The sequence below is a fragment of the Pedobacter hartonius genome (assembly GCF_900107535.1).
Lineage (GTDB): Bacteria > Bacteroidota > Bacteroidia > Sphingobacteriales > Sphingobacteriaceae > Pedobacter > Pedobacter hartonius.
Window position 1 is genome coordinate 258,210 of record NZ_FNRA01000004.1, and the last position, 23,001, is coordinate 281,210.

The window sequence follows — 23,001 nt, forward strand, 5'->3', positions numbered from 1 at the left end:
CTGATGACCTCCATAATTAACTCTTTTTCTCTTTATTATTTGCAGATGGCTCTTTCTCCAGACTTGGCGGGAAGCCGTTGAGCTGACGCCAGATCTCATACCATAGCGGTACCGATCTCAGGATAATGCGGCCATACACGCCGGATCCCTGTCGCAGTTGTGGCGGCCAGGGCTCGTCTTTTGTTGGAACCGGGCTTGTCTGACTGATGAGGAGGCGGTACTTGCCTCCGGTACTGCTCACACGGTCTATTGCCGATACCTTTCCCGCAAAAGTACCAACCGCAACTGATGGCCATCCGGCAAACTGTACCGAAGGCCAGCCTTCAAATTGCAGGCGCACATCGCTGGTATCCAATATCAGGGGTACATCCATCGCGCTCACATATAGCTCAGCAGCCACCAATGGTGATTTGGGTTGCAGGGTAGCTACCGATTCACCTTCTTTGATGTTTTCACCGATACCCGCTTTTAGTGTTTTCACCACAAATCCGCTCTGCGGTGCCCTTACAATGTACAGGCCACGCCTGATGGAGATGTTGGAAATATCGTTCCTCAGCTTGGCAATATCGCCCTGTGCACTCGCCCTGCTTGAAATTGCGGAGCTCATGTCAGACTGTGCCTTGGCGAGCGACTCCTGGTATTTGGCCCTGATGTTGTCCAGTTCTATGCTTGAATTCAGCAGATTCTGACTGGAATTGCTTAGTTTATTCTGCTGACCTATCACTTTTGCATTATCTTCCTGCAGTTTAAGCCTGCGTGTTTCAATATCGGTGAGTGAAAAAAGACCGTTTTTATAACCGGATTCATAACGTTCCAGGCGCACCCTGGTAGTTTCGTAAAACTTCTGTACTGCCAGCAGGTCCGCACTGTCAATTCTGACATAGTTTTGTGCCTGTCTGACCTTGTTCTCCGCGGCACTCAACTGAAAGCGCAAGCCATTGCTCATCGCCCTGATCTGCGAGTTGGTGGCCTCCATCTTTTGGGATGCTGCGGTTTCGCTGCCACGTTTGGCATTCAACTGCTCATTTAAACGCAGGGGGAGCTCGGGGTCAAAGTACGACTGGCTTGTTTCCGAGATCACTAAAATGGTATCCCCTTTTTTAACTTCCTGTCCTTCACGTACTGCCCAGTGTTCTATGCGGCCGCCAATTTGATTTTGTACCGTTTGCGGTCTGTCCTCAGGTCTCAGCGCCGTTACCGTACCGCGGCCGGGGATAGTTTGCCTCCAGGGAAGCAGCAGCAATATGATAAACAGGAACAGCACGATCAGCATAATGCGTCCTAATGTTTTCGGGCCTTTCGCCTGCAGGATTTTACTGTTAGACTGAACGGATAGTTCTTCCCAGTTGTTAATCTGGGCTAAATTTTTACTCATCTTACCCATGGGTTGTACCTCCTTCTTCCAGTTCAAGATCGGTTACAACGGCAAGTTTTTCGCTGGCGGTCACCATATCAAAAACGGTATTTAAATTGGTCATTAATTTTTCTATCGCGTAGCTGATCTGTACGATGATTACTTCAGCAGCCACAAACTGTCCGAATGTCATCTGGCGCTCTACAACAAAGTATGAACCCAGCAGGAGCAATGCTCCCATTAATATGGTACGCATGGCAACGGCACTGACAAAAAACCTTTTGAGCACGCCAAAGTGATCGTTACGCGCCTGAATATAATTGGCCGTAATCTCGTCAGTGCGGGTAATTACTTCGTTGCGCTTAGCGGTATCATAACGATAGGCATCCAGATCGCCGGCCACCTCTTCAAGGTAAGCCACCACTTCATATTTGTATTCCGATTCTTCATTACTGGTGTTCACACCCCTTCTGTAATACAAAACCAGCACTAACACCATCACCAGCAATACAAAAATGCCGAAGGCCATAAACACGGGATGATAGAAAGATAGCAGGATAACGCTGAAAAATATCAGTACTGCGGCGGCAACAATGTCAACGAGCAATTTGGTCAGCCCTTTTTGTATGGTAAGGATATCAAAAAAACGGTTTACCAGTTCCGCAGGGTTTTCACCCTCAAGTGCATGTTTTTTTATACGCGGCAAACGGAAGGCAAATTCCAGCGATGCTTTGGTAAATATCTTTTGTTCGATGACCTCCACCAGGGTCAGCTGCCCTATCAGCAGCAGGCCACCGATAACGATACCAATTAAAATAACGGCAATAAGTATATAGGTTGAACTGTACATCGCTCCATTAGACAGCAGGTTGAAAACTGCACTCGTGCCCAGTGGAAGGGTAAGCCCGATCAGGCCACTTAACATGGCATATATGTAAATATAATTGATGGTAGAGCGCTCGTAATACAATATACGTACGAGCCTTTGCCAGGGCGTTGGAGCTCCGGCAGCATGATTTTTCTTCATTCTGATCAAAATATAATATGATAAATTATTTCCTGAGCCGTGTGCAATAGTTATGCGTACGGCTTAGTAACACTATAATTTATACCAGACGGTCGGGGGGAGGGGTTGGGACAGTTTTTAGCGGATGACTGCCGATTTTCATTTTGTAGGAATAAGCATTGAGCGGCAAGTGGCTGATCCATAAAAAATGCTTGTGATCGGTACATGAAAATTCACAGGTCAGCAGCTTTTTCTCATTTTTATCCAATGCCTCTTCTTTAGTGTCTTTTCCTTCCTCTGCGTTTTTTTCAACAGCAAAAGGATCAGTAGAAGGCCTGAAATGAGAAATTGAGATGGCGCAAACTTTTAGAAGCATGATCATGAGCAATGTCATGCCAAAAATAGTTTTTAATAAATTTTGCCTAAGTAGATCCATCATCAGATGTTGCGAAGATAGGCATTAAAATTTTTTCAGGCTAATACGTTTAAACATATTAATGCAATTCTTGTGGACTGAAGTCTGTTGTGAGGATGACATACCGCTTGCAACGGTTTAATCTTCAGACCTAATTTGGTCAAAATACTGTATGTAGTTGATAATAATTGTGAAATCTGTCTGATATTTTGCCCGTATTTTGGATAGGTGAAATTTATAAGCTTATGATCATCTTGCCTGACTTCAAAAGAATTTGTTGCGTGATATTTTTGTTTATCGCTATTTCAGCCGGGCGGTTAGCTGCACAGGGCAGGAGCAGTGATTTTAAAAGGGCTGGTTTAATAAAGAATGCCATGGAGCGCAATGTTTTACATGCCCCTAATGTTTTCAAATGGCTGGTAAACGGGAAGAAGTTTTGGTATCTGCAACGCACTCAGAAGGGCAATGAATTTACCCTGGTTGATGTTGCAACCGGGAAACGCGGTGCTGCCTTTGACCAGCAAAAACTTGCCTTAAGTTTATCTAAAGAAACAGGTAAAAAAACTGACCCTTATGAGCTTCCCTTTCAGGATATAGATTTCCAGAAGAATGATCAAATCATAGCATTTACTATTGATGATACGATATGGCAGTTCGATCTTGGTTCATATCAATTGATAAATAAAAGCACCGTCAGTACTTCCGGAATATCCGAAACCAGTTCGCCGGTCATCTCCCCGGATGGTAAATGGGAGGCGTTTATCAGAAATTATAACGTATATATCAAGTCCATATCCGGAGCAGATACCATTCAGTTAAGTGCAGACGGATCAGCCGCTGAATATTATTCCCGCGACCTGAAATGGTCGCCGGATAGTAAGAAACTTGCAGATTACAAAATAAAACCGGTTAAAACGCGGCAGGTGTATCTGATTGAATCCTCACCGAAAGATCAGCTGCAGCCAAAACTTCATTCGCGCAGTTATGCTAAACCGGGAGATTCGTTACCGGTCAATACCCCCTGTTTATTTCATGTTGAAGAGAAAAAACAGGTACCTGTCACCGGCGTACCCATTGATATGGCCTATAATCTCTCCGCCATCAAATGGCAGCAGGACAGCAGGGCTTTTACCTTTGAATACAATAAACGCGGCTTCCAACTTTTTCAGGTACTCCAGGCAGATGCCGCATCAGGTCAATTGAAACCCCTGATTACCGAGACCAGTCCAACATTCATCGCAAGCCAGAAACGATACTGCTATGATGTGAGTGACGGACAGGAAATGATCTGGGCGTCTGAACGTGATGGCTGGAACCATTTATATTTATATGACAGGAAAACAGGTAAGGTTAAAAATCAGATCACCAAAGGGGACTGGGTTGTGCGAAAGGTAGTGAGTGTGAACATAAAAGACAGAACCATTGTTTTTGAAGGAAGCGGCCGTGAAGCAGGGCAGAACCCTTACCTGATTCATTATTACCGGATTAATTTTGATGGTAGTAAGTTGCAGTTGCTTACGCCTGAAAACGCTGATCATACTGCTTTCTTTTCAAATGACGGCAGCTGCTTTGTGGATACGTATTCACGTATGGATCTGCCGCCGGTTGCCGTATTACGCAATGCAGCCGATGGAACGGTGATGATGCCCTTGGAAAAAGCGGATATTACAGGTCTGCTAAGTACGGGTTGGAAAATGCCCGAAGTATTCCATGCAAAGGGGCGTGATGGTGTTACTGATATATGGGGGACGATTATCAGACCGGTTAATTTCGATCCTCAGAAAAAATACCCGGTGATTGAATACATTTATGCCGGGCCACATAACTCCTTTGTTCCCTCTAAATTTATCGGAGAGACCCAATCCGGAGATTACCGGTCAAAAACAGCATTGCACGAGTTGGCCGAACTTGGCTTTATTGTGGTGCAGATGGATGGAATGGGCACTTCAAACCGTTCAAAGGCTTTTCATGATGTGTGCTGGAAAAATCTTAAAGACGCCGGCTTTCCCGACCGCATACGCTGGATTAAGGCTGCCGCGAAACAATACCCCTATATGGACATCAGCCGCATGGGCATCTATGGTAACTCGGCTGGCGGACAAAACTCTGTAGCGGCGCTGTTATTTCATCCTGAATTCTATAAGGTGGCAGTTTCTTCGTCAGGATGCCACGATAACCGTATGGATAAAATTGGCTGGAATGAATCATGGATGGGTTACCCTGTAGGCCCGCAATATGAAGCATCATCAAATGTTACCCATGCAAAACAATTGCAGGGTAAGTTACTGTTGATACTGGGCGAAATGGATACGAATGTTCCGCCTGAATCTACCCTTCAACTGGTTGACAAACTGATTGAAGCAGATAAAGATTTTGATTTTCTGATGATTCCGGGAATGGGCCATTCACTGGGGGGAGATTATGGAGAGCATAAAAGGCGCGATTTTTTTGTTAAAAATTTAATGGGCATTACCCCTCCGGTTTGGTAGGAGGACTAATTATGACTAGCTTAGTCTACCAAGCGTATTGATGATGAAAGATCATAATTACACTACGTCTCTTTTAAAGGAAGTCCTTCAGAGTGGGTATAATGCGATCATCAGCAACAAGAAAAGCAAACAGATCTAAAAGTTTCAGCAAAGCCGCCAACATCCTCACCTGACAGGACAATTACTTTAAACATTAGTTGACCTGCAGCAAAAACTCCCGGAGAGCGGCCAGGACTTGTACCGGGTTTTCCTCTGCGACAAAATGGCCTCCGGGAACCTCCGCAACTGTACATTCTGGTATAAAGCTCCGCCTCCATACTGATACGGGATCTTCTTTTAAGGAACCTAAGAAATCTTTGCCCCAGATTACCAAAGCAGGGCAGGTGATCTTTTTTCCTTCCTGAAAATCTTTCAGATCATGGGCCAGATCCAGTCCTGCACGATAGTCTTCAGCAAAGGCAAATGTCCTTGAAACCATAACAAATTGGGGTAACGAGGAATTAAAGCACTAGAAATCAAAAAGTTCAAACTTAGGATATCATTTTTCTTTAGCGACATAAAAAATAATTTATTTTCTTTATTGTTTAATTAAATCTTAATACTTACATTTGTAGTGTTAAAATAAACTGTATATGAGTAATTGTTAAACAATATAATTTATTTATGACATCTCTAAAAATTTGAGGTGTTCTATTTAAGAACCTCGTCTGCGCAAATGTGGAAATTTAAAGCACGAGTGATAAGTAGAACGCCGGGTTGCCTATATTTGCAAAATATAGGTCCGGCGCAGCTTATTGTAGTGCTTTGAATAGTTTTACTATTCACCGATTTCCACCGGTAAGCGCGGGCTACAAGAACTGTTGCCGGACCTGTGTTTTTTCAGGCCTTTTCATTTCTTGTACAGGGTTCTATTGAAAATTTAATCAATAGTGTCCAAATGAAAAAGAAGAAAATCACAATCGCCACCAGTACAAACATTCCTGCTTACAGCTGCAAAGAAGTTTATTGTATCCACACAGCCATTCTTTCGCGTGCATCTTTTGATGCCGGGTACCCCGGCCAATCTTCATGTATTCCATTTCCGCTTAGCGCGGCTACAATCTCTCCTCAACAAAATCATTCTGATAAACCGCCTGATTGATTCCTGATTCTCCCTGATCGCCCGGGTTTATACCGGATAATCAAATCTTAATTTCCGTATACCTAATCATTTAATATTTTATATAATGAAATTAACGATGAAAACACTCGTTATGGCCACGCTTTGCTTTTTTTTGAGCGTGCATGCTCAAAGCCAAAAGTCTGTTAGCCAGATCAAATCCATCCGCCTGGGGCAAAAGATGCCTGAACTGGTACTGAACAAGATCCATAACTATAAAACCACCCGGTGTGACCTGGGCGATATGGGTTTCAAGTTCATGATCATTCCTGCTGAAACACCCACCGGCAGTACCTTCCTGCATACCGTTTGTCACAGATGACAAGATACTTAGTCAGTTTTTCCTTCATAACCAGTCCCCAAAGTACGTATGGATAGACGGAACAGGCAAGATCGTGGCCATTACAAATGCCGAAGCCGTGACCGAAGAAAACATTGATCTGGTCTTTAATCACCGGCCTGTTTCAATTTCAAATCTGGCAGCTATGCCAGCAAATGTTCAATAATCAACCCTTAACTCAACCAAAATGACAACTATTAAAGAAATCCCCGCTTTTCAATTGGCAACCATTTACCGCGTTATGCTGAAGAGAATTTCCAAAGGTTATACTGCCGAGCAGCTAACCTTTTTGATCGGTGCACCTGAGAACCATATCCAGGATATCGAAGCGCTGAAAAAACCATTTTACTCCATGGATGATCTAGAAAGGATTGCCCGGGCATTGGAGGAAAGCAATCCGCAAAGTTTATTTTCACCTATTAACAACGAAGCTATACTTAAAATAGCTGTTTCCAGGGAATATGCTGAAGGCAACTTCATCCATTCTTTTTACCTTCTGGATAAAAACAACAATGAAAAAGAGCTGTTCAGGCTGCAGGAAGAAGAGTGCCCTGAATTTGATGATCTGCTTAGAAGTGATGAGATCTTAGATACCGTAAGCGACATTGTTGATGTAATGATCCGTTCGGGTTATTTCTACGAGCCAAAGCTGCCGTATGAAATTTTCAGCACCATCAACACGCTTCAGCCTGAGCCCCTGAATTCCTGCTATATCCAGTTTGCCCTGCAGCGGTTTTGCACAGATGAAAAAGATCATGGCCGGTTGCGGATTGTAGGCTCAGCAAAAGAACCGTACCGTTATGAAGCCTGTTAGCAGCTTCAGCGCCTGTACTGACCAGGAAAAATCAGGTATCCTGTCAAGGATCAGGATGGGGGCTCAGAGCCCTTTAATTTACCAGAATAGAGTATAAACTAATAATCACACGAATATACAACACCCAATTATGAAGAGCCCCCAGAAACCAATCCGTCTCCCTAAAGACTTCAGGGAGACGGTTGTTGCCTTAAATATAGACCCTGCAGCACTATTGCAGCGTTACATAGACAGCTTATGCTATTATCCAAATTTGTTACCGCAGGAAGAGGCATATCATTCAAATGAGTGGTTTAGAATTACTATCGGGATGATGGACTACCAGCTGAGCGGTAAAGTATTTATGGATCCTGACCTCAGTGAAATTAACTTAAAATATTTGAAGTTGTTAATTGCCAAGAATGCTGACCGTAGCAAAGGTAAAAAACAACACGAACAGGAATGTAAAGACCTGATTGACAAATGGGGAATGGAAGCGAGGCCGTTGCTAAATTATCCTGAAGAAATCATACTGGAAGGAGGAGGGGTAGTTCGGCTAAGTTTCAGCTATCAGCTGAGGTTTACCGGGAGCGACAGGACAATCAGGGAAGTCTTACAATTTATGATGAGAAGCCTGTCCCTGGCAAATCTGCACGCGCGTAAATATGCTGACAAGGTTTATGAAAACGACAAGCTCATGAAATTTTTCTCTGGCCTATGGCGTCATCAGGAAGGAGTTTTTCTGCCCTGTTCAACCCGTAAGAGTTCTGTTATCAGTAGCAGGTTTAGGGAATTAGTCAGATCAAAGAATTCTGTGAAAAGCTTTCAGGGGCGTCTGGTAATTTTCAGGGCTTTCGTGAAGGAATGGTATCATTATGTGAATAGGATGAACGGATAGATAAAACTTAAAATATATGAAATTAGCGTGTAGCTTTAAATAAGGCATTGCCCGGGTTTAGTTTTGGGCAATCCCGGTACACACCTACATTAATCCTACTGCAAACCTACCCCTGACCTACTCAGCGGGTAGGTTTGCAGTAGAAGTAATGTAGGAACAATAGGCGTTTAAAGGATGGTTGCGTAAAAGGCAAACCGGCCGGAATGCTGCGCCAATTGCAGACATGTGCCGCCAGCGGGTAGGTTTTGCTTTAATTTTAAATTTTTGCTGCTTGTTTTGGGTTAAACTTTAAAACCCAGGATGATGGCAATACAAAAATATGGGCCTTTTGGTCCCTTCTCCGGAAAATAGGAAATGTAATACTGGAAGAATGTAGAATGTCGGATCCGAAACCTAATGAAATTGGGGGTAGGGAGGCAAAAGGCATTCGAGTGGTCTAACAGCATGAAGGGCGATTGTAGATTGGCACATAGTCCAATCCTGCAGGGCGTCCTGACTATCGATTACTTCGCAAAACTAAAATACTTAGGGTTTGCAAACTACTACTACTACTACTATTGGAAAACCGAACACCAAACGAGGTTATTCTAGCAAACCGCCATATGCCAAACGGCACGTACGGTGTGAGAGGACAGTAGGAGAAATAGTCTCCTACTTCCTACTCAATTTTTGATAACAGTCTGGTTATTTAAAATATTTTGCGACAATTGATGACAATAAACGACACAACTATCTGATTATTAGTATTTTATATTTATTGTGTTTAAGTTTGATCTATGGGTTTTGGCTATTGGTACGCAAACCCGAATTAACAAATTAATATAAATTTAAACACTTAAAAACAATGGCAACAGTATTAAAAGGATTTCTTGACGGCTTCAGAGGCTTGTTAGGAAACGCAGTGGGCGCCAAGTGGAGGACTCTTTACGTAATCAAGGGTCGCCCCAGCAAATCATCAAAACCGCCAACGCCGGCACAGCTGGCACAACAAATGAAATTTGGCCTGGCAACAGGTTTTGTTTCAACCATGGGACGGATCATTAAAATTGGTTATCAATCTTATACCAATACAACGACCACCCCAAACAACGCTGCGGTGCAGCAAATTTTAACTGACGCAATAACGGGTATTTATCCTGCTGTCAGCATTGACTACGCTAAGGTAGCCATTAGCAAAGGCAAACTGGAAAGTGTTTATGGCGCAACCGCGGTAGCGGCTCCGGAAGGCACAGCGAAAGTAAGCTGGACAGTAAATTCATCCGAAACAGATCTGAACCAGGACACAGATTACGTTATTGCTGTTTTTTACGACACGACTATCAATAAGTATCTCCTGAATATGAAGATAGCAACGCGTAAAGATCTATCTTTTGTAGCGTCGTTTCCCTTCGTGTTCTACGGACATCCTGTTCAGGGATGGATGTTCCTGGTATCAGCCGATGGAAAACGGGTGTCAAATAGTGAATATCTGGGGCAGCTTCTAATTACAGCTTAACCAGATTTTTATACAACGGTAAGCCCGACCAGCTTACCGTTGTATTTAATCTCTCCTTCAGCATCTTTCTTAAAGCGATATTGGCAGCATTAACAGGAATGCAGGGCGTTAAAACTCATTTTACTTACTGGCATACATGATAAAATTATTTTAGTTGTCATACAAGAAACATATTTTTGTTTCGTTATAATATTAGATTATTTTTGTGTCTATTATTAAAAATATATTTCTTTTAATATTCGCATAATTGTTTTAAATATGTAATTGGTTTTGAAATAATTTGATTATTTGAGCTATAATAAGCGTGAAGTGAGGTTGGAGAGTATACCTGCAGGGGATGTTTACAGCAGATCAGAAAAAAAAATAATGAAATATAATAACATAGCAGATTTTATAAAAAACTGGAAAGTTTAAAAATTGAAACCTTAAAACTTCACATATCAATGAAAAATGTAAAATCAATTACAGTAACAACGTCGCTTATCTTCGTTTTGGCATTTGCGGCCTGCAAAAAATCAGGTACGCAGAATAGCTCTCCGGATGAACAGACTGTCGCCTTGTCAGCGGGGCGAGGTGTACCTTTAGTCCCGGCGAGTGGTGCTCTGCTTGGCCATTATTATGGTAATGGAACCATAACTGAAACTGATGCCAGAATAGGCAGGCGCCCGGCAATTCACCTTACCTATTATAGTTGGACCGACCATTGGTCAAAGAGCATACCTACTAAGCAAGATCTTGCTGAAGGGCGCATCCCTCTGATTAACTGGGAACCTTATAACGTAAAATTCAAAGACATTGTTAGTGGCAAGTATGATACACAGATTAGACTACAGGCCGACGAGGCAAAGGCAATAGGCAGGCAGTTCTTTCTTGATTTTGCAGCGGAGATGAATGGAGATGAAGCATGGGGCGACCACAATCCTGATCTGTATGTGAAAACATTTAGGCATATTCATGATATTTTTATCGCACGCGGGGCAACTAATGCTGTTTGGGTATGGTGCCCAAATAATGCAGATGAGCCTGGTACACCTGCTGTTATGCAGTACTATCCTGGCAACGCATATGTTGACTGGGTTGGTGCAGACGGCTACAATTGGGGAACATCAGACAGTGATGACGAATGGGAAACATTTTACCAGGTTTTTGAAGACATCTATTCAAAAATATCCGTTACCGGTAAGCCTATGATGATCGGGGAAATGGCTTCAGATGAAATTGGCGGAGATAAAGCAAAGTGGATTTCGCAGATCGTGCCTACGCTAAAAGAAAAATTTCCGGCCATAAAAGCGGTTGTTTGGTTTGATGTAGTTAAAGAGCGTCACTGGCAAATTAACAGCTCTCAAACAACGCTTAATGCTTACCGCGCTATGGCCAAAAATCCATATTTTAATTAAGAGACTAACAGCTTAATATTGGCTGATCATATTTTGTTTAGCCAGGTTTTCTCTGATAAGACAATTATGCAAAGAGCTGCTCGATTCAGGGCAGCTCCTTTTGTTGAGATGATAAAATCCCACGTTCTATACCACCAATGCGAGGTTTTTTAGGTGGGTCAGACGAATTCTTCTTCGGCAACGTCAGTTGCAATTGGTGCTGGATGATGGAGAAAATCTAAGTTTTGATTGACTTGGGCATTTTAAACGCGAAAGATGATGATTGTATTTGTCCGGGAAAAAGGAGATAAATACTATTTCTTGACTTCATATGAGTTCATCATACGGGCCGGAACGAACCAGCCTTTATTACATATGCCACAATTGGCCTGTTATTACTCCTTGGTGCATATACACAGTATTATTGTAAATTCACATTATATGCTCCCAGGTAATCATTCAATATCTCATTAACAGTCGCATTTCGCACTGAATATATATTTTAAGTAAAAATATCAATACATAATATTATAGTTAAATAAAATTATCAACATTTTCTGTGTCAATTGTGTAATGCTAAAACGATTAATTTTAATGCTCGTGTTAATATCTCAATTTTAACCCTCAGTTTTGCATTTTAGTACTTGTACTAAAAAAAATATTTATACGTATTACTTTGTGTAGATTTATTAAATTTGGTTAAGTAGTTCACCATTGAGCTAAACGATACTAAAGGCTTAATGAAATTATAACTTATTTATGCAATTACTATCTGTTTAGCCGGTACGCTGTGGGTTTTCACCCATATTCAAAGACTGATATATGAAAACCTATTAAACAAAAAATACTGAAATATTATGGTACACCATGAGCTATTTGACTTTGTTTTTTCATCAGCTGCATTAACGGAATTATTAAATGACCATGCCAGCTCCAGTGAATGGATAAAAAATGTAGATGAGATATTACAGGATACGAAATACACAAAAGGCCAGCTATTATTAACCAAAGGACAAACACCTGATAAAATTTTCTTTCTCCTTAGAGGCGCGGTGCGGGCGTATTATTTTGATGATGAAGATAAGCAATGTACATTCTACTTGTGGGATGAATTTTCAATTGTAACAGATATAGTAAATTACATAGAAAAAATACCTTCTGATCTGTACATTGAAGTTTGTGAAGATTCTAGTATGCTTACTATCCCAAAGTCATCACTGGATAAAATCATCAGCAGATATCCAGAATCGTTATTGTTTTTAAATAGCATTCTTTTACATTATACGCGGCACCACAGAGAGCGTGATATAGAGACCCAGACCATGACGGCAAATCAGAGGCTGAACAAATTTGTTAAGATTAAGAACAAGATAGAACAAAAGTTTAACAGAGAATCTATTGCAACCTATCTGGGGATGTCCCGTTCCTATCTCAATGATTTGAAGGGTGGGAGGCGAAGATAGATAATCCCTCAAAGTATCCGCCGCTAATCCTGTCCGACGTCTCGCTGCTTATAGCTATGGGATACCTATGTACCCGCCATAGACTTCTTTGTACAAATCAACAGCTTTTTCTGAAGCTCGCTCATCTATTGTTCCCTGAGTTCAATACGTGTTTTTGATTCTGATCAATTTTTTTCATACTTTTTTTTCTGGTATTAATATATCCAAAAAATGTGTTTTATAGGTGATTGTTTACGATCTGCTATGTATCTCAATGCGCTGGCAAAAATGTCGTCTAAGAGATGTTGTTTGAATTACTTTGAAGTAATTAGTTGGATTATGTTGTTTTGTCTGTTTTCTGAAGAAATATATTCGGAAATCCGAAGACAATCTTTCGGATTTATGTCACTCATTTCAGGAATGTTGTTCCTAAATTAGTTCTATAATTCAAGAGCATGGAAACGATAATACGGAACTATTCAATATTCCATATCACAACAAAACATAAAGAGCAGGTCTTTAATATTGTCACTATACTTTGCAGTATTTTGTTCCTATATGCCGGGACTATTAAGGTGTGGAATCATGAGAAGTTCGAGCGTTTTCAAAACGTACTGAAAATTTTTCCGTTAACCGGAAGCTTTGCAGGTACCTTATCATATGCGATACCAGGTGCTGAGTTTTTAATAGGCTTGTTGCTACTCCCAAAGGCTACAAAAAAAGCTGGCCTTCAACTGTTCAGTGCCACTTTGATCATTTTTACGCTATATATAATATACATGGTAATCAGAGGTGGCGATCTGCCATGCGTTTGTGGTGGTCTGCTCGAAATATTAAGCTGGAGGCAGCATATAGGCTTTAATATACTTCTTATCACTGCTGCAATAGTAGCATTAACTTCTAAAAACATTCGAATACGCGCAGCTAAATTTGGTGATGAAGACCGGGTATTTGGCTAAAATTGATGCAATCCGTCAAATATTAATAAAATAAAAAATTAAATAAAGTCATGAAAATAATTAACACAGAAAATACAAAAGACCGATTGGAAAGGATTATCAGAAGAGAAATGCTTCCCAGGTTCAATAAGGACGGTGTGCTATTTTCTGATGACTTTATTAAGGCTCTGGCATACAACAGCGAGTTGGTTCCGGTTCATAAAAATGAACTTATTCAAGGCCCGGGATTAGGTATGGACTTCAACCTAATATATATAAAGTATGGAATAGCTTCTTCCTTTTACTATGAGCCAACCGCTAATAAAACAATTATAACAAAGATCTGGAAAAAGCATGATATCATTTTCGACCTGGACGATTTTTTAAATGGAGAAACAAGAAGTGAGAGTCATCAAATGTTAGAGGATGGCGAGCTGCTTGCGATTAGCTATACAAGTCTTAGAATACTTTTAGAAACTTTTCCGAATACGGTTTCCTTTTTACTTGAGCTTCAGGTTGAAAGAGAAAGGCAGTATAAGTATTACCAGCATTTACTGAGGTTGAATGTTCAGGAAAAGGTCAACACTTATTTAAATGATAATCCGTCAATCTACAACCGCATTAATAAGGAATATATAGCATCACATTTGGGCATATCACGAAGCAGATTGAGTAAAGCGACTAGTTTATATAAACAAGGATTTAATGGTAGAATTGTTGAATTGAATGAAATATTATGGAAACGGCAATAAAAAAAAAGTTTAAATTCCATCTCTCAGACAAAACAAGACAGATAATCATCAACATTATAGTTACACTGTTTATTCTGCTCTTTATTTATGCAGCAACGAGCAAGGTAATAGATTATAAAAACACCGAGATTCAATTGTCAAAATCGCCAATTACTGCAAAATATGCAAATATTCTAATATGGTTAATACCATGCTCAGAGATTCTTATAGTTGCTTTACTTTCTATATCAAGAACTAAGATGTTAGGATTATATGCGTCTTTAACAATAATGGTTGTGTTCACATCTTACATATATGCTATTTTAAATTTTAGCGATTCGATACCTTGCAGTTGTGGAGGAGTTTTGAATAGTTTAAGTTGGGAACAGCATCTAACATTCAATATTGCTTTTATTTCAATTGCAATTTTGGGTATTCTGTTAGAAACTACAAATTTAGAACATAAGACAAAGGCAGTTTAGTGCCTACATAAAATATTCTATGGCCAGATGAGTCGGGGGAAGCTGAAAACCTGTACCAGAGTAAGCACATCTTTAAATTTAATATTATGAAAAAGTTATTTTATATCGCTGGATTGGCAATAATTGCTATAGGCGGTGCTGTATCAACAAATTCTTTCGCTGCTGATTGGGAAGGCCAGAGTGGTACTGTATATCATTGTAACGGTGCTGGTGCGCTGTGTAGGACAAATATTAGCGAGAATGTCCGTCCTGCAGGTTCAACTGGTGCTTTCCAATCACCATTGACCACAATACCTGCCAACCAGTTTTTTAATTAATCAAATTCTAAGAGGCTGTTTCTTTAGAAACAGCCTCTTACTTGGTGTTTTGCAGTTTGACAATTGTATCAATCAAGATTTTATTAATTGATTTTGCCATTTTCGCACGGTTATTATTAAAAACAATGAAGAGAAAATTTATAACTATTTTACTCACGACATTTGGAAGTGTCTTGTTGATATTAGCGGTACTTTGGAATGATAATTCTAGAGCGAATAATTTCAATAGAAAATTTATTCAACCTCAAATAAAATTTCTGAACGGCCTTGAACTTGAATACAATACTTTCCTCTCATGCAATACTGAGCAAGGAGTTTGGATGCAAAATAGAAGTAATCCATTTACTATTTTCAGTATTGGGGATTCTTTCAAGCAACCAAAGAAAATATCATTTTTCCCCCCAAAAGGATTTAATTTAACAAGAGTTAATTATGATTATGGGCAGGTAGATTCTTCAACATTCATAACAAATGATGTCGGAGAAATTGTTAGACTAAACAAATTTGAGTCTAACTTCTACTCAATTCCAAACCATAGATTTGATTCTCCCGCCATACTTTCAAAGAATACAGTTTTTGTAAGGTCCTTTGCAAAGGTTAATTCCGAAGATCGTCTAGAAATCACAAAGATTATAATCAATGATAGTGCTAGGATTCAAAAATCATATATTCTTCCCAAACAAATTGACGGAATCTTCTGCGCTGATGGCAGATTGAGATATGATAAGGAAAGTGCAAAATTATTTTATATGTATTACTACCGAGGTGAGATTTTATGTCTGGACACTAATCTTAAAGTTCTCTATAAAGTAAAAACTATAGATACTGTACGTATTGCGAAACTCAGTTTGACAGACAATCTTGACGTTTCTCATACTGGAACCAGAAACCATGGGAGATCATTAAGAAGAACTTCAATTATGGTTAACAAAAATTTCAGTATCAGTAATAATAGGCTTTATATAGACTCAGATTTAAAGGCTGATAATCAGTCTGCATCAGATTATTTAAATAATAGTTCGATCGATGTATATTCTATCAAAACGGGTAAGTACCTTCATAGTTTTGATATCGGGCGATATAAAGGAAGGAAGATAGGGCAATTTTTTGTAGAAAAAGATGAAATCTTTGCATTACACCAAAATATTCTTGTAAAATATTCATTCAATGAATAAATTGCAATATGCCCCTATCCGATCCACAAGTTTGTTCTCTGAGAATTTTCAAGCTTTGCTATATTCATATTTCGTTATAATAGTTTGGAAACAATACTTTATGACCATTAGTAACGCCAAAGATTGCCCACTTTAGGACAATCTAATATTCTGATTAATGTTATGTTATTTAGTTAAATCGAATATTAATTCCGAGTTAATCAATTTTAATATTGTATCCATCGACATACCAGGAACTATATTTGCCAAAATATTTCCATCTTTGTCAATCAATAAAGTAAAAGGATTGTAATTTACCCGATAATGCATAAAGAAGGGGTGCTTCATCATGCCACCATTTAACACTGCTACATTCAGATACGCATCATCCGTATAGAGGCCACTTTCTATGCCTCTTTTCCAACCTTCTTTTGTTGATCCGCTAAATACAGACAGTACGATAAAATCCTTATTGTTTTTTAATTTAGGCCATATCTCTTTGTCAAAAGCCTTATGAAAAACAGCGCACCCCCCACATCCTTCTCCCCAGGCTTCCAGCATGAATACTTTTCCTTTGAGAGATGATGTATTTAACAATTTGCCGTTCAGATCAATAAAGTCTCCATCAAACATTTTTTTACCTTTTGTAAAGTTGAGTTTCTGAAAAATAATATCTTTCCCTGACGTAGAAATCATGTATTTTGAAGCATCAATAACGAGAGAATCATATATAGCTACACTATAGTTACCAATATCATTAAACGAACTATTCATGAAAAATTCGCTTAGCGCCCTTTCCCTAATCTGCGGGTTGTTCGAAAATTTTTTCACCTCGTTATAATAATTTACAAGGCTGATTTTATTATTCGGACTACCTACTTTTAATTTTGTATTGATAAAACCATTTTCCAACTTTGTGAAAAACATTGGACTCAACAGGCATAAAGCGTCAGTATTTTTCCATTGCCAGATCATATACTTATCAAGTAAGGTACTGAATAGCTTCTTGTAATTTGAATTATAAGGTATCGGGTCATAATAGGACTGAACAAATGGCCCCCAATATTCGATTGAGGGGTCAGGTGTGTTGTAATCAATCAATTTCTTAATATTATTACTGATTTGCTTGCTTTGCCCAAAAATGAGGTTTGACCTAGCTTTGGACCGTTGGTTGATGATTTCGGCAAATTCGCTGAATTTCTTTTCCAAACTCGTCGAATCCAACTGGTCTTTGTGTTCAACAACTCTGTTATTAGCATAAAGCGGTGGAGGTGTTATTCTATAATAATCAATAACTCTATCCACTAAACTATATTTTGTTGCTCCAGTACCAGAAAACACGACAGAGTCACCACCTGTATTGATTTTTGGTTTGTAAACATTTAGATGGACGTCATCATTATTTTCTGCGTAATATAACGCGTATGGGCTGTGAATTTCTGAACTATTATGATCTGTAGTAGCGCGGAAAGTAACTGATAATGGGGCTTTAAGCTTAGGAAGCTGTAACGTAAAAACACTGTCATTTTTTTTAACCGCCCAATATTTAGTGTTTTTTTCATTCTCCCAAAATTTTCCATTTGGTATGCTATGCATCCAAACTGTATCGGGCAGCTTTTTTTTGCCGGCATAATGGAAGATAATTGTGTAGTTTGGGCTGCTACTTCTTTTTTTCTGTGCATGGCCGATTCCTAACTGGAAAAATACCAGTAGGAGAGTATATTTTATGGTTAATTTCATAACTTATTTCTTTGTAGGATTTGTAGTACTGTATGCACGTCATCTCTTTTTCACAGAAACGACGTGCATGTAGTCTGAGGAAGCTGACCTATTAGTATCCGGCGTTCTGGCTGCTGTTAGGATTTCTAGTAATTTCTGCTAATGGGATTGGATAAAGTACATCCGTTGGTTCCCATTTTGGTTTAAGTGGAGTTAGCACCTCAGTTGCTTTTCCAGTTCGTGTTAAGTCAAACCAACGATGTCCCCATTCCGTAAATAATTCTACCCTTCTCTCTTTTTGTATAGCATCCAATAAATCAGATTTATTGATTGTCGGGTTGATAAGAGCAAGTAGCGGAAGTCCGGCCCTGTCCCTGATTTTGTCTAAATCGTCAATTGCACCAGTTAGGTTATTTTGTTGTGCTCTCGCTTCCGCTCTAATTAAGTACTGTTCTCCTAAACGTAATACCATGGAGTACTCGGTTGAGGGCACGGTGGATTTAACCTTATACTTATAGGGGAAATAATAAGTCCCGGTTGAATTTGTGAAACTATTTACCCAAGAAGTTTTTCGTTTATCATTTGCTTCAAAAGCGTTAAGAACGAATGCGCTTCTTAATGATACAACAACAGGTGGATTTGTCAATATAAAAATATTACCTTCAAAACCAGAGGAATTACTTGGCGGAAATAGCTGCCAAATAGCCTCCTGACTGTTTTTTAAGAAAACGTTATTTAATGGAACTAAGCTGTACGTAGTTGTCTTAGCGATTATCAATGAAGCGCATTTTTCTGCGTTAACGTAGTCTTTATTGTACAAGTACACTCTGGCTAAAAGCGCTTGAACCGCAGCTAAATTAGGCCTCACCCGCTCAGTAGTTACATATTGGTCAGTCAGTAAACCTTCTGCCAGGTGAAGATCATTAATCATTTGTTGATAGATTTGATCAATCGATGCTCTGGGATTTGCTCTATTTTGTCTGTAATCTGAATTTAAATTTAATGGTACCGGACCAAAAAGGTTGACCAGATTGAAGTATGTAAATGCCCTGACAAAATATGCCTCACCCTGCAATTGACTTTTAACTGAAGGAGTTAACCCATTAGATAAGTCAAGACCTTCCAACACGGAATTTGCCTTAAAAATTATAGAGTATGGGTTATCGAATAAGGTAGTAAGTGTATTGTTAGCCGGGCTTAATTCATCGTCATAAAACGCCGTCAGTCCTCCATAATTTAAAAGCTCATCTGATGAAAGACCGCCAACGAAAGTAACGCTTGAAGAACCAAATGCAAAACTATTACCATTCATGGTGCTATACATATTCAATACCGCGGAGGTTGCCAAGTCGTCTGTATTAAAAACGCTTTCTGAAGCAGCGCTTGTTTTAGGGGGGGCGATTTCTAAAAATTTTTTACAAGAACTTGCAATTAAGGCAATGCCAAAAACGATATATAATATATTTTTCGATTTCATAAAATTGGAATTAAAACGTAAGATTTATACTCATTGCAAAGGTTCTCAAAGGCGGAAGTCTTCTCAAGTCCATTGTTTCAGGGTCTAATCCTATGTAGTTAGTAATTGTAAACACATTTTGTCCAGTGATGGAAATTGAAGCATTACTGATATGGGATTTGGCTAGCCATTCATTAGGAATCGCGTAAGAAAGAGATAAATTCTTGAGTCGCGCATAAGACGCGTCAGACACATTTAATCCTCCGTAAATTATTGCATTATAAAAGGCGTCGTCGGCATCCAAACTGGTACTAAATTTTTGTGCAGAAGAATTATCACCCGCCTGACGCCATCTATCCAACGCGGCAGTTGGCTGATTACTAGCAGGGTATGAATTTGCGCTCCAATTACCCGGTACAGATTGAATACTGTTTAAGTAATTAAATCCGTTTTGCTTTGTAAATGAAATCAGGAAATCTAATGTCAAGTTCTTATAACGTAAGGAGTTTTGGAATCCGCCATAAAAATATTGACCTATAAATTTTTGCAAGTAACGATCTCCATCATCAAATAAATTCGTTCCATTATTATTTTTATCTTCAAATTCATAAAGCCCGGTTTGCCTACTTACGCCTTTTGAATTATAAATTCTAACAATTGATAAGGGTTGACCAACTACAAAATTAACTGCATCAGCAGAATTTTCTATTCCCGGATATGATAGCAGTTTATTTTTTGGGATAGTCAAATTAATACCCGATGTCCAACGCCAATTTTTATTTTTAATTAAATTAAAATTTGTTGCGAATTCCAACCCAGTATTTTGAACAGTTGCTGGGCGGTTGGCTATTATAGTTCCATTTCCAGTACTTGGAGGTAACGGATCACCTATCAGTTGGTTAGAAGAACGGTTATTGTAATAAGAAATCTCAAAGTTCACTTTGTATTTAAAAAGATTTAACTGCAAGGCAATTTCACCTTTTTTATTTGTTTCCCAGCCATAATCCGCATTTCCCAATGTGGGGCTTAATGTTGAAGTATTTTGATAAATGCCACTAGAGGTATAAAGCTGAAGATATTTATAATCACCAATCTGGTCGTTTCCAGTTACACCATAACTAGCCCTAATTTTCCCTAAACTAATGAATGGTAGTGCATTCTTGATAAATCTTTCCTCGGAAAATAAATATGCTGCACCAATAGCTCCAAAGTTTGCAAATTGCTTGTCTTTCCCGAAACGTGTCGATCCATCCCGTCTTGCAGTCAGATTGACAAATAATTTATCCGCCAAACTATAATTAATTCTACTAAACACGGCAGAATAACGATACTGGGTATATGTCGCAGCAGACGCCGTTATTGATCCGGCTGAAAGTATATTGTCCAATAATTCATCGCTAGCAAAATTAGTAGCATCTAGACCCCGGGATTGATTAATACTCTCTTGAAAGCTTAATCCAGCTAAGGCATCAAGATGACCCAGACCTATTTTTGTTTTGAAATTTAGCTGAGGTTCAGCAGTCCAGGAATTAATTGAACTATTTGAAAATGAAGATCTTCTGCTCGCTGAAGTCGGATTTCTTGCAGGTGAAATACTGGCGAAAGAATTTTTTATAAAGTCTTCGTATTTCAACAAATTATAACCGGAAGATATCTTAAAAGACAAATTATCAAGTAATCTATAACTTAAAGTCGCATTTACAATCATGTTATCAATGCCTATTTTATTGCTATTCAGGAAACTAGCCATAGGATTTGCGTAAACGGTATTATTAGCCCAGTTTAACTGACCATATTGATTGTAGGGGTCGGGTTGATTAGGCGCTAATAAAATATTTGCTGTCGGATCAAAACCAAGTTGACTATTTGTCGTATGATTATATGTACTGGTAAAGTTTAAATTTACCCTGTCCTTAAACGACCCAAAATTTATGTTAGACCGCAAACCGATTCTGCTGAAGCCAAAGTTGCCGGGCAGAACAGTTCCTTCATTATAATAATTGCCGCCAATAAGATAGTTAACCTTATCATTTCCACCACTTATATTTAATGAAGCAACGGAAGTATTCGCTGTTCCGCCTATAATTTCCTTTTGCCAATCCGTATATTTATTTTTATCCCAATTCCCATTGATGTCATAGTCTATTGTTGACGGACTCAGACCATCGTTTTTTAATGCCTCCATTCGCATTTCGATGTATTCTGATGTTTTTAATAAATTAACTTTTTTTGCAACCTGACTAAAGCCCTGAGTAAATACACCGTTAATCTTTATATCGCCTGCTTTTCCTCTTTTTGTCTTAATTAAAATAATTCCATTGGCTCCCCTTGACCCATAGATTGCAGTAGCATCAGCATCTTTGAGTATCTCAATACTTTCAATGTCATTAGGATTTATTGTGCTCAAAGGATCTATTCTTGCTATACCAAATGCGTTTGCTTGATTATTGCCACCAAGAGCTGTCGATGGATAAATTACATCGTCAATAATATATAAGGGATTATTCCCAACCTGCGTGTTTATACTACTTCTTCCTCTAATTAACACATTAAATCCACCTCCGGCAACTCCTGTAGTTTGTGTGATCTGAATACCTGGTATACGATTTTGCAAGGCTTGTAATGGATTTAATATAGGTTGCTTCTCTATGGTAGTAGAGGTAATCTTGATAATATTACCGGTACGTCCACGATCAGTTACCGTGTAATACCCCGCATTGATCTCTACTTCCTCAAGTTTACTATCAGCCGCATTCAAAACAATGTTTCCAAGATTTTTTTGAACTGGAATTTCTAATGCTACATAGCCCACATAAGAAATAGTTAAGATGTTCTTCTCGTCAACGTTCGATAGACTAAAAAAACCTGTTGAACCCGATAAAACCGTTCTGTTCGTACCCTTCACAGTTATCGTTGCGCCAGATATAGGATTGCCATCTTTATCTACCAATCTACCTGACACGTCGATGTTTGAGAAAACATTTACAATTTTTTCCAGGATATTCTTTTCTACTCGCTGAAGGACAATTGCTTTACCTTTTATAGTGTAAGATATCGGAAGATCCTTAATTATTGTTTTAATAGCTTCCTCTAAAGGTGTCTCATTGAAATTTGTGTTAATTTTTAACTCGTCATTGAGGCTCTCTGTAGTATACATCACTGTATATCCGGTCTGCTTTTCAAGAATATTGAAAACCTGGTTTAACGATATAGCGTTTTGCCTCAGCGTCACTTTCTGTCCGAAAGTAGTCGCGCTGACCTGCAGGAGCGTTGCCAATAAAATGACGGTGGTTAGTCGCATAATAAGCAGGATTTTTAGGGCATAGGATCTCCATTTGCCAATAGTGGTAAAAGTTTTGTACATTTGGTTTTGGTTGTGTTTGTTGCGAAATCGGGTAAATTTTTCTTCAACGACATGATCTCAGGCCAGGAGTGTT

At 39.1% G+C, this 23,001-nt stretch carries 20 protein-coding genes; 13 read left to right on the forward strand and 7 right to left on the reverse strand.

What is annotated here, in order from left to right:
• Positions 1–16: 16 nt before the first annotated feature.
• The 3 genes from BLW16_RS09605 to BLW16_RS09615 all read right to left on the reverse strand — a co-directional run bounded on the left by BLW16_RS09605 (position 17) and on the right by BLW16_RS09615 (position 2,754).
• The gene (locus tag BLW16_RS09605; protein WP_245735199.1) at positions 17–1,375 is read right to left on the reverse strand and encodes an HlyD family secretion protein; all 1,359 of its coding nucleotides are present in this window, start codon (positions 1,373–1,375) and stop codon (positions 17–19) included.
• 1 nt (position 1,376) lies between these two features.
• The gene (locus BLW16_RS09610) at positions 1,377–2,381 is read right to left on the reverse strand and encodes an ABC transporter transmembrane domain-containing protein (protein ID WP_090556364.1); all 1,005 of its coding nucleotides are present in this window, start codon (positions 2,379–2,381) and stop codon (positions 1,377–1,379) included.
• Between the two features lie 79 nt (positions 2,382–2,460).
• On the reverse strand, positions 2,461–2,754 hold the full coding sequence (locus BLW16_RS09615) for a hypothetical protein (RefSeq protein ID WP_090556365.1): 294 nt from the start codon (positions 2,752–2,754) through the stop codon (positions 2,461–2,463).
• A 302-nt stretch (positions 2,755–3,056) separates the two neighbouring features.
• Between BLW16_RS09615 and BLW16_RS09620 the strand changes: the two genes are divergently transcribed.
• The gene (locus tag BLW16_RS09620; protein ID WP_245735201.1) at positions 3,057–5,264 is read left to right on the forward strand and encodes a S9 family peptidase; all 2,208 of its coding nucleotides are present in this window, start codon (positions 3,057–3,059) and stop codon (positions 5,262–5,264) included.
• 193 nt (positions 5,265–5,457) lie between these two features.
• Here BLW16_RS09620 and BLW16_RS09625 read toward each other — a convergent pair whose 3' ends face one another.
• Complete coding sequence (locus BLW16_RS09625; protein WP_090556367.1) at positions 5,458–5,742, reverse strand: alpha/beta fold hydrolase; 285 nt, start codon at positions 5,740–5,742, stop codon at positions 5,458–5,460.
• 459 nt (positions 5,743–6,201) lie between these two features.
• On the opposite strand from BLW16_RS09625, the gene BLW16_RS09630 reads away from it, so the two are divergent.
• The 12 genes from BLW16_RS09630 (at position 6,202) to BLW16_RS09685 (ending at position 16,410) form a co-directional block, all read left to right on the forward strand.
• Positions 6,202–6,405, forward strand: a complete 204-nt coding sequence (locus tag BLW16_RS09630) for a hypothetical protein (protein WP_090556368.1) — start codon at positions 6,202–6,204, stop codon at positions 6,403–6,405.
• Positions 6,406–6,502: 97 nt separating this feature from the next.
• On the forward strand, positions 6,503–6,745 hold the full coding sequence (locus BLW16_RS09635; RefSeq protein WP_139298301.1) for a hypothetical protein: 243 nt from the start codon (positions 6,503–6,505) through the stop codon (positions 6,743–6,745).
• 205 nt (positions 6,746–6,950) lie between these two features.
• Positions 6,951–7,577, forward strand: coding sequence for a helix-turn-helix domain-containing protein (locus BLW16_RS09640; protein ID WP_139298302.1), 627 nt, complete (start codon positions 6,951–6,953; stop codon positions 7,575–7,577).
• 130 nt (positions 7,578–7,707) lie between these two features.
• Positions 7,708–8,454: a hypothetical protein gene (locus BLW16_RS09645; protein WP_090556371.1), complete on the forward strand. Its 747-nt coding sequence runs from the start codon at positions 7,708–7,710 to the stop codon at positions 8,452–8,454.
• Positions 8,455–9,298: 844 nt separating this feature from the next.
• Positions 9,299–9,949, forward strand: coding sequence for a DUF6266 family protein (locus BLW16_RS09650; RefSeq protein ID WP_090556372.1), 651 nt, complete (start codon positions 9,299–9,301; stop codon positions 9,947–9,949).
• Between the two features lie 443 nt (positions 9,950–10,392).
• Positions 10,393–11,346 carry a glycoside hydrolase family 26 protein gene (locus BLW16_RS09655; protein ID WP_090556373.1) on the forward strand — a complete coding sequence of 318 codons (954 nt, stop codon included), beginning with the start codon at positions 10,393–10,395 and terminating at the stop codon, positions 11,344–11,346.
• A gap of 836 nt (positions 11,347–12,182) precedes the next feature.
• The gene (locus BLW16_RS09660) at positions 12,183–12,788 is read left to right on the forward strand and encodes a Crp/Fnr family transcriptional regulator (RefSeq protein ID WP_090556374.1); all 606 of its coding nucleotides are present in this window, start codon (positions 12,183–12,185) and stop codon (positions 12,786–12,788) included.
• Between the two features lie 434 nt (positions 12,789–13,222).
• Complete coding sequence (locus BLW16_RS09665; RefSeq protein ID WP_090556375.1) at positions 13,223–13,726, forward strand: MauE/DoxX family redox-associated membrane protein; 504 nt, start codon at positions 13,223–13,225, stop codon at positions 13,724–13,726.
• Between the two features lie 50 nt (positions 13,727–13,776).
• Positions 13,777–14,457, forward strand: a complete 681-nt coding sequence (locus tag BLW16_RS09670) for a Crp/Fnr family transcriptional regulator (protein WP_090556376.1) — start codon at positions 13,777–13,779, stop codon at positions 14,455–14,457.
• Positions 14,442–14,918 (forward strand): MauE/DoxX family redox-associated membrane protein, encoded by a 477-nt coding sequence (locus tag BLW16_RS09675; protein WP_090556377.1) that lies wholly within the window; start codon positions 14,442–14,444, stop codon positions 14,916–14,918. The genes BLW16_RS09670 and BLW16_RS09675 overlap by 16 nt, the downstream gene beginning before the upstream one ends.
• Before the next feature lie 86 nt (positions 14,919–15,004).
• Positions 15,005–15,235 carry a hypothetical protein gene (locus BLW16_RS09680; protein ID WP_090556378.1) on the forward strand — a complete coding sequence of 77 codons (231 nt, stop codon included), beginning with the start codon at positions 15,005–15,007 and terminating at the stop codon, positions 15,233–15,235.
• Positions 15,236–15,360: 125 nt separating this feature from the next.
• Entirely contained in the window at positions 15,361–16,410 is a 1,050-nt protein-coding gene (locus BLW16_RS09685) for a hypothetical protein (RefSeq protein ID WP_090556379.1), read from the forward strand.
• A gap of 165 nt (positions 16,411–16,575) precedes the next feature.
• Here BLW16_RS09685 and BLW16_RS09690 read toward each other — a convergent pair whose 3' ends face one another.
• The 3 genes from BLW16_RS09690 to BLW16_RS09700 all read right to left on the reverse strand — a co-directional run bounded on the left by BLW16_RS09690 (position 16,576) and on the right by BLW16_RS09700 (position 22,928).
• Positions 16,576–18,129 carry a TlpA family protein disulfide reductase gene (locus tag BLW16_RS09690; protein ID WP_090556380.1) on the reverse strand — a complete coding sequence of 518 codons (1,554 nt, stop codon included), beginning with the start codon at positions 18,127–18,129 and terminating at the stop codon, positions 16,576–16,578.
• Between the two features lie 91 nt (positions 18,130–18,220).
• Positions 18,221–19,585 (reverse strand): RagB/SusD family nutrient uptake outer membrane protein, encoded by a 1,365-nt coding sequence (locus BLW16_RS09695; protein ID WP_090556381.1) that lies wholly within the window; start codon positions 19,583–19,585, stop codon positions 18,221–18,223.
• A gap of 10 nt (positions 19,586–19,595) precedes the next feature.
• Complete coding sequence (locus tag BLW16_RS09700; protein ID WP_090556382.1) at positions 19,596–22,928, reverse strand: SusC/RagA family TonB-linked outer membrane protein; 3,333 nt, start codon at positions 22,926–22,928, stop codon at positions 19,596–19,598.
• Positions 22,929–23,001: the final 73 nt, after the last annotated feature.

Bases quoted from the DNA above. Each gene is read 5' to 3' on its own strand.
- BLW16_RS09605 (WP_245735199.1), bottom strand. From the start codon at position 1,375: ATGAGTAAAAATTTAGCCCAGATTAACAACTGGGAAGAACTATCCGTT.
- BLW16_RS09610 (WP_090556364.1), bottom strand. From the start codon at position 2,381: ATGAAGAAAAATCATGCTGCCGGAGCTCCAACGCCCTGGCAAAGGCTC.
- BLW16_RS09615 (WP_090556365.1), bottom strand. From the start codon at position 2,754: ATGACATTGCTCATGATCATGCTTCTAAAAGTTTGCGCCATCTCAATT.
- BLW16_RS09625 (WP_090556367.1), bottom strand. From the start codon at position 5,742: ATGGTTTCAAGGACATTTGCCTTTGCTGAAGACTATCGTGCAGGACTG.
- BLW16_RS09630 (WP_090556368.1), top strand. From the start codon at position 6,202: ATGAAAAAGAAGAAAATCACAATCGCCACCAGTACAAACATTCCTGCT.
- BLW16_RS09635 (WP_139298301.1), top strand. From the start codon at position 6,503: ATGAAAACACTCGTTATGGCCACGCTTTGCTTTTTTTTGAGCGTGCAT.
- BLW16_RS09640 (WP_139298302.1), top strand. From the start codon at position 6,951: ATGACAACTATTAAAGAAATCCCCGCTTTTCAATTGGCAACCATTTAC.
- BLW16_RS09645 (WP_090556371.1), top strand. From the start codon at position 7,708: ATGAAGAGCCCCCAGAAACCAATCCGTCTCCCTAAAGACTTCAGGGAG.
- BLW16_RS09650 (WP_090556372.1), top strand. From the start codon at position 9,299: ATGGCAACAGTATTAAAAGGATTTCTTGACGGCTTCAGAGGCTTGTTA.
- BLW16_RS09655 (WP_090556373.1), top strand. From the start codon at position 10,393: ATGAAAAATGTAAAATCAATTACAGTAACAACGTCGCTTATCTTCGTT.
- BLW16_RS09660 (WP_090556374.1), top strand. From the start codon at position 12,183: ATGGTACACCATGAGCTATTTGACTTTGTTTTTTCATCAGCTGCATTA.
- BLW16_RS09665 (WP_090556375.1), top strand. From the start codon at position 13,223: ATGGAAACGATAATACGGAACTATTCAATATTCCATATCACAACAAAA.
- BLW16_RS09670 (WP_090556376.1), top strand. From the start codon at position 13,777: ATGAAAATAATTAACACAGAAAATACAAAAGACCGATTGGAAAGGATT.
- BLW16_RS09675 (WP_090556377.1), top strand. From the start codon at position 14,442: ATGGAAACGGCAATAAAAAAAAAGTTTAAATTCCATCTCTCAGACAAA.
- BLW16_RS09680 (WP_090556378.1), top strand. From the start codon at position 15,005: ATGAAAAAGTTATTTTATATCGCTGGATTGGCAATAATTGCTATAGGC.
- BLW16_RS09685 (WP_090556379.1), top strand. From the start codon at position 15,361: ATGAAGAGAAAATTTATAACTATTTTACTCACGACATTTGGAAGTGTC.
- BLW16_RS09690 (WP_090556380.1), bottom strand. From the start codon at position 18,129: ATGAAATTAACCATAAAATATACTCTCCTACTGGTATTTTTCCAGTTA.
- BLW16_RS09695 (WP_090556381.1), bottom strand. From the start codon at position 19,585: ATGAAATCGAAAAATATATTATATATCGTTTTTGGCATTGCCTTAATT.
- BLW16_RS09700 (WP_090556382.1), bottom strand. From the start codon at position 22,928: ATGTACAAAACTTTTACCACTATTGGCAAATGGAGATCCTATGCCCTA.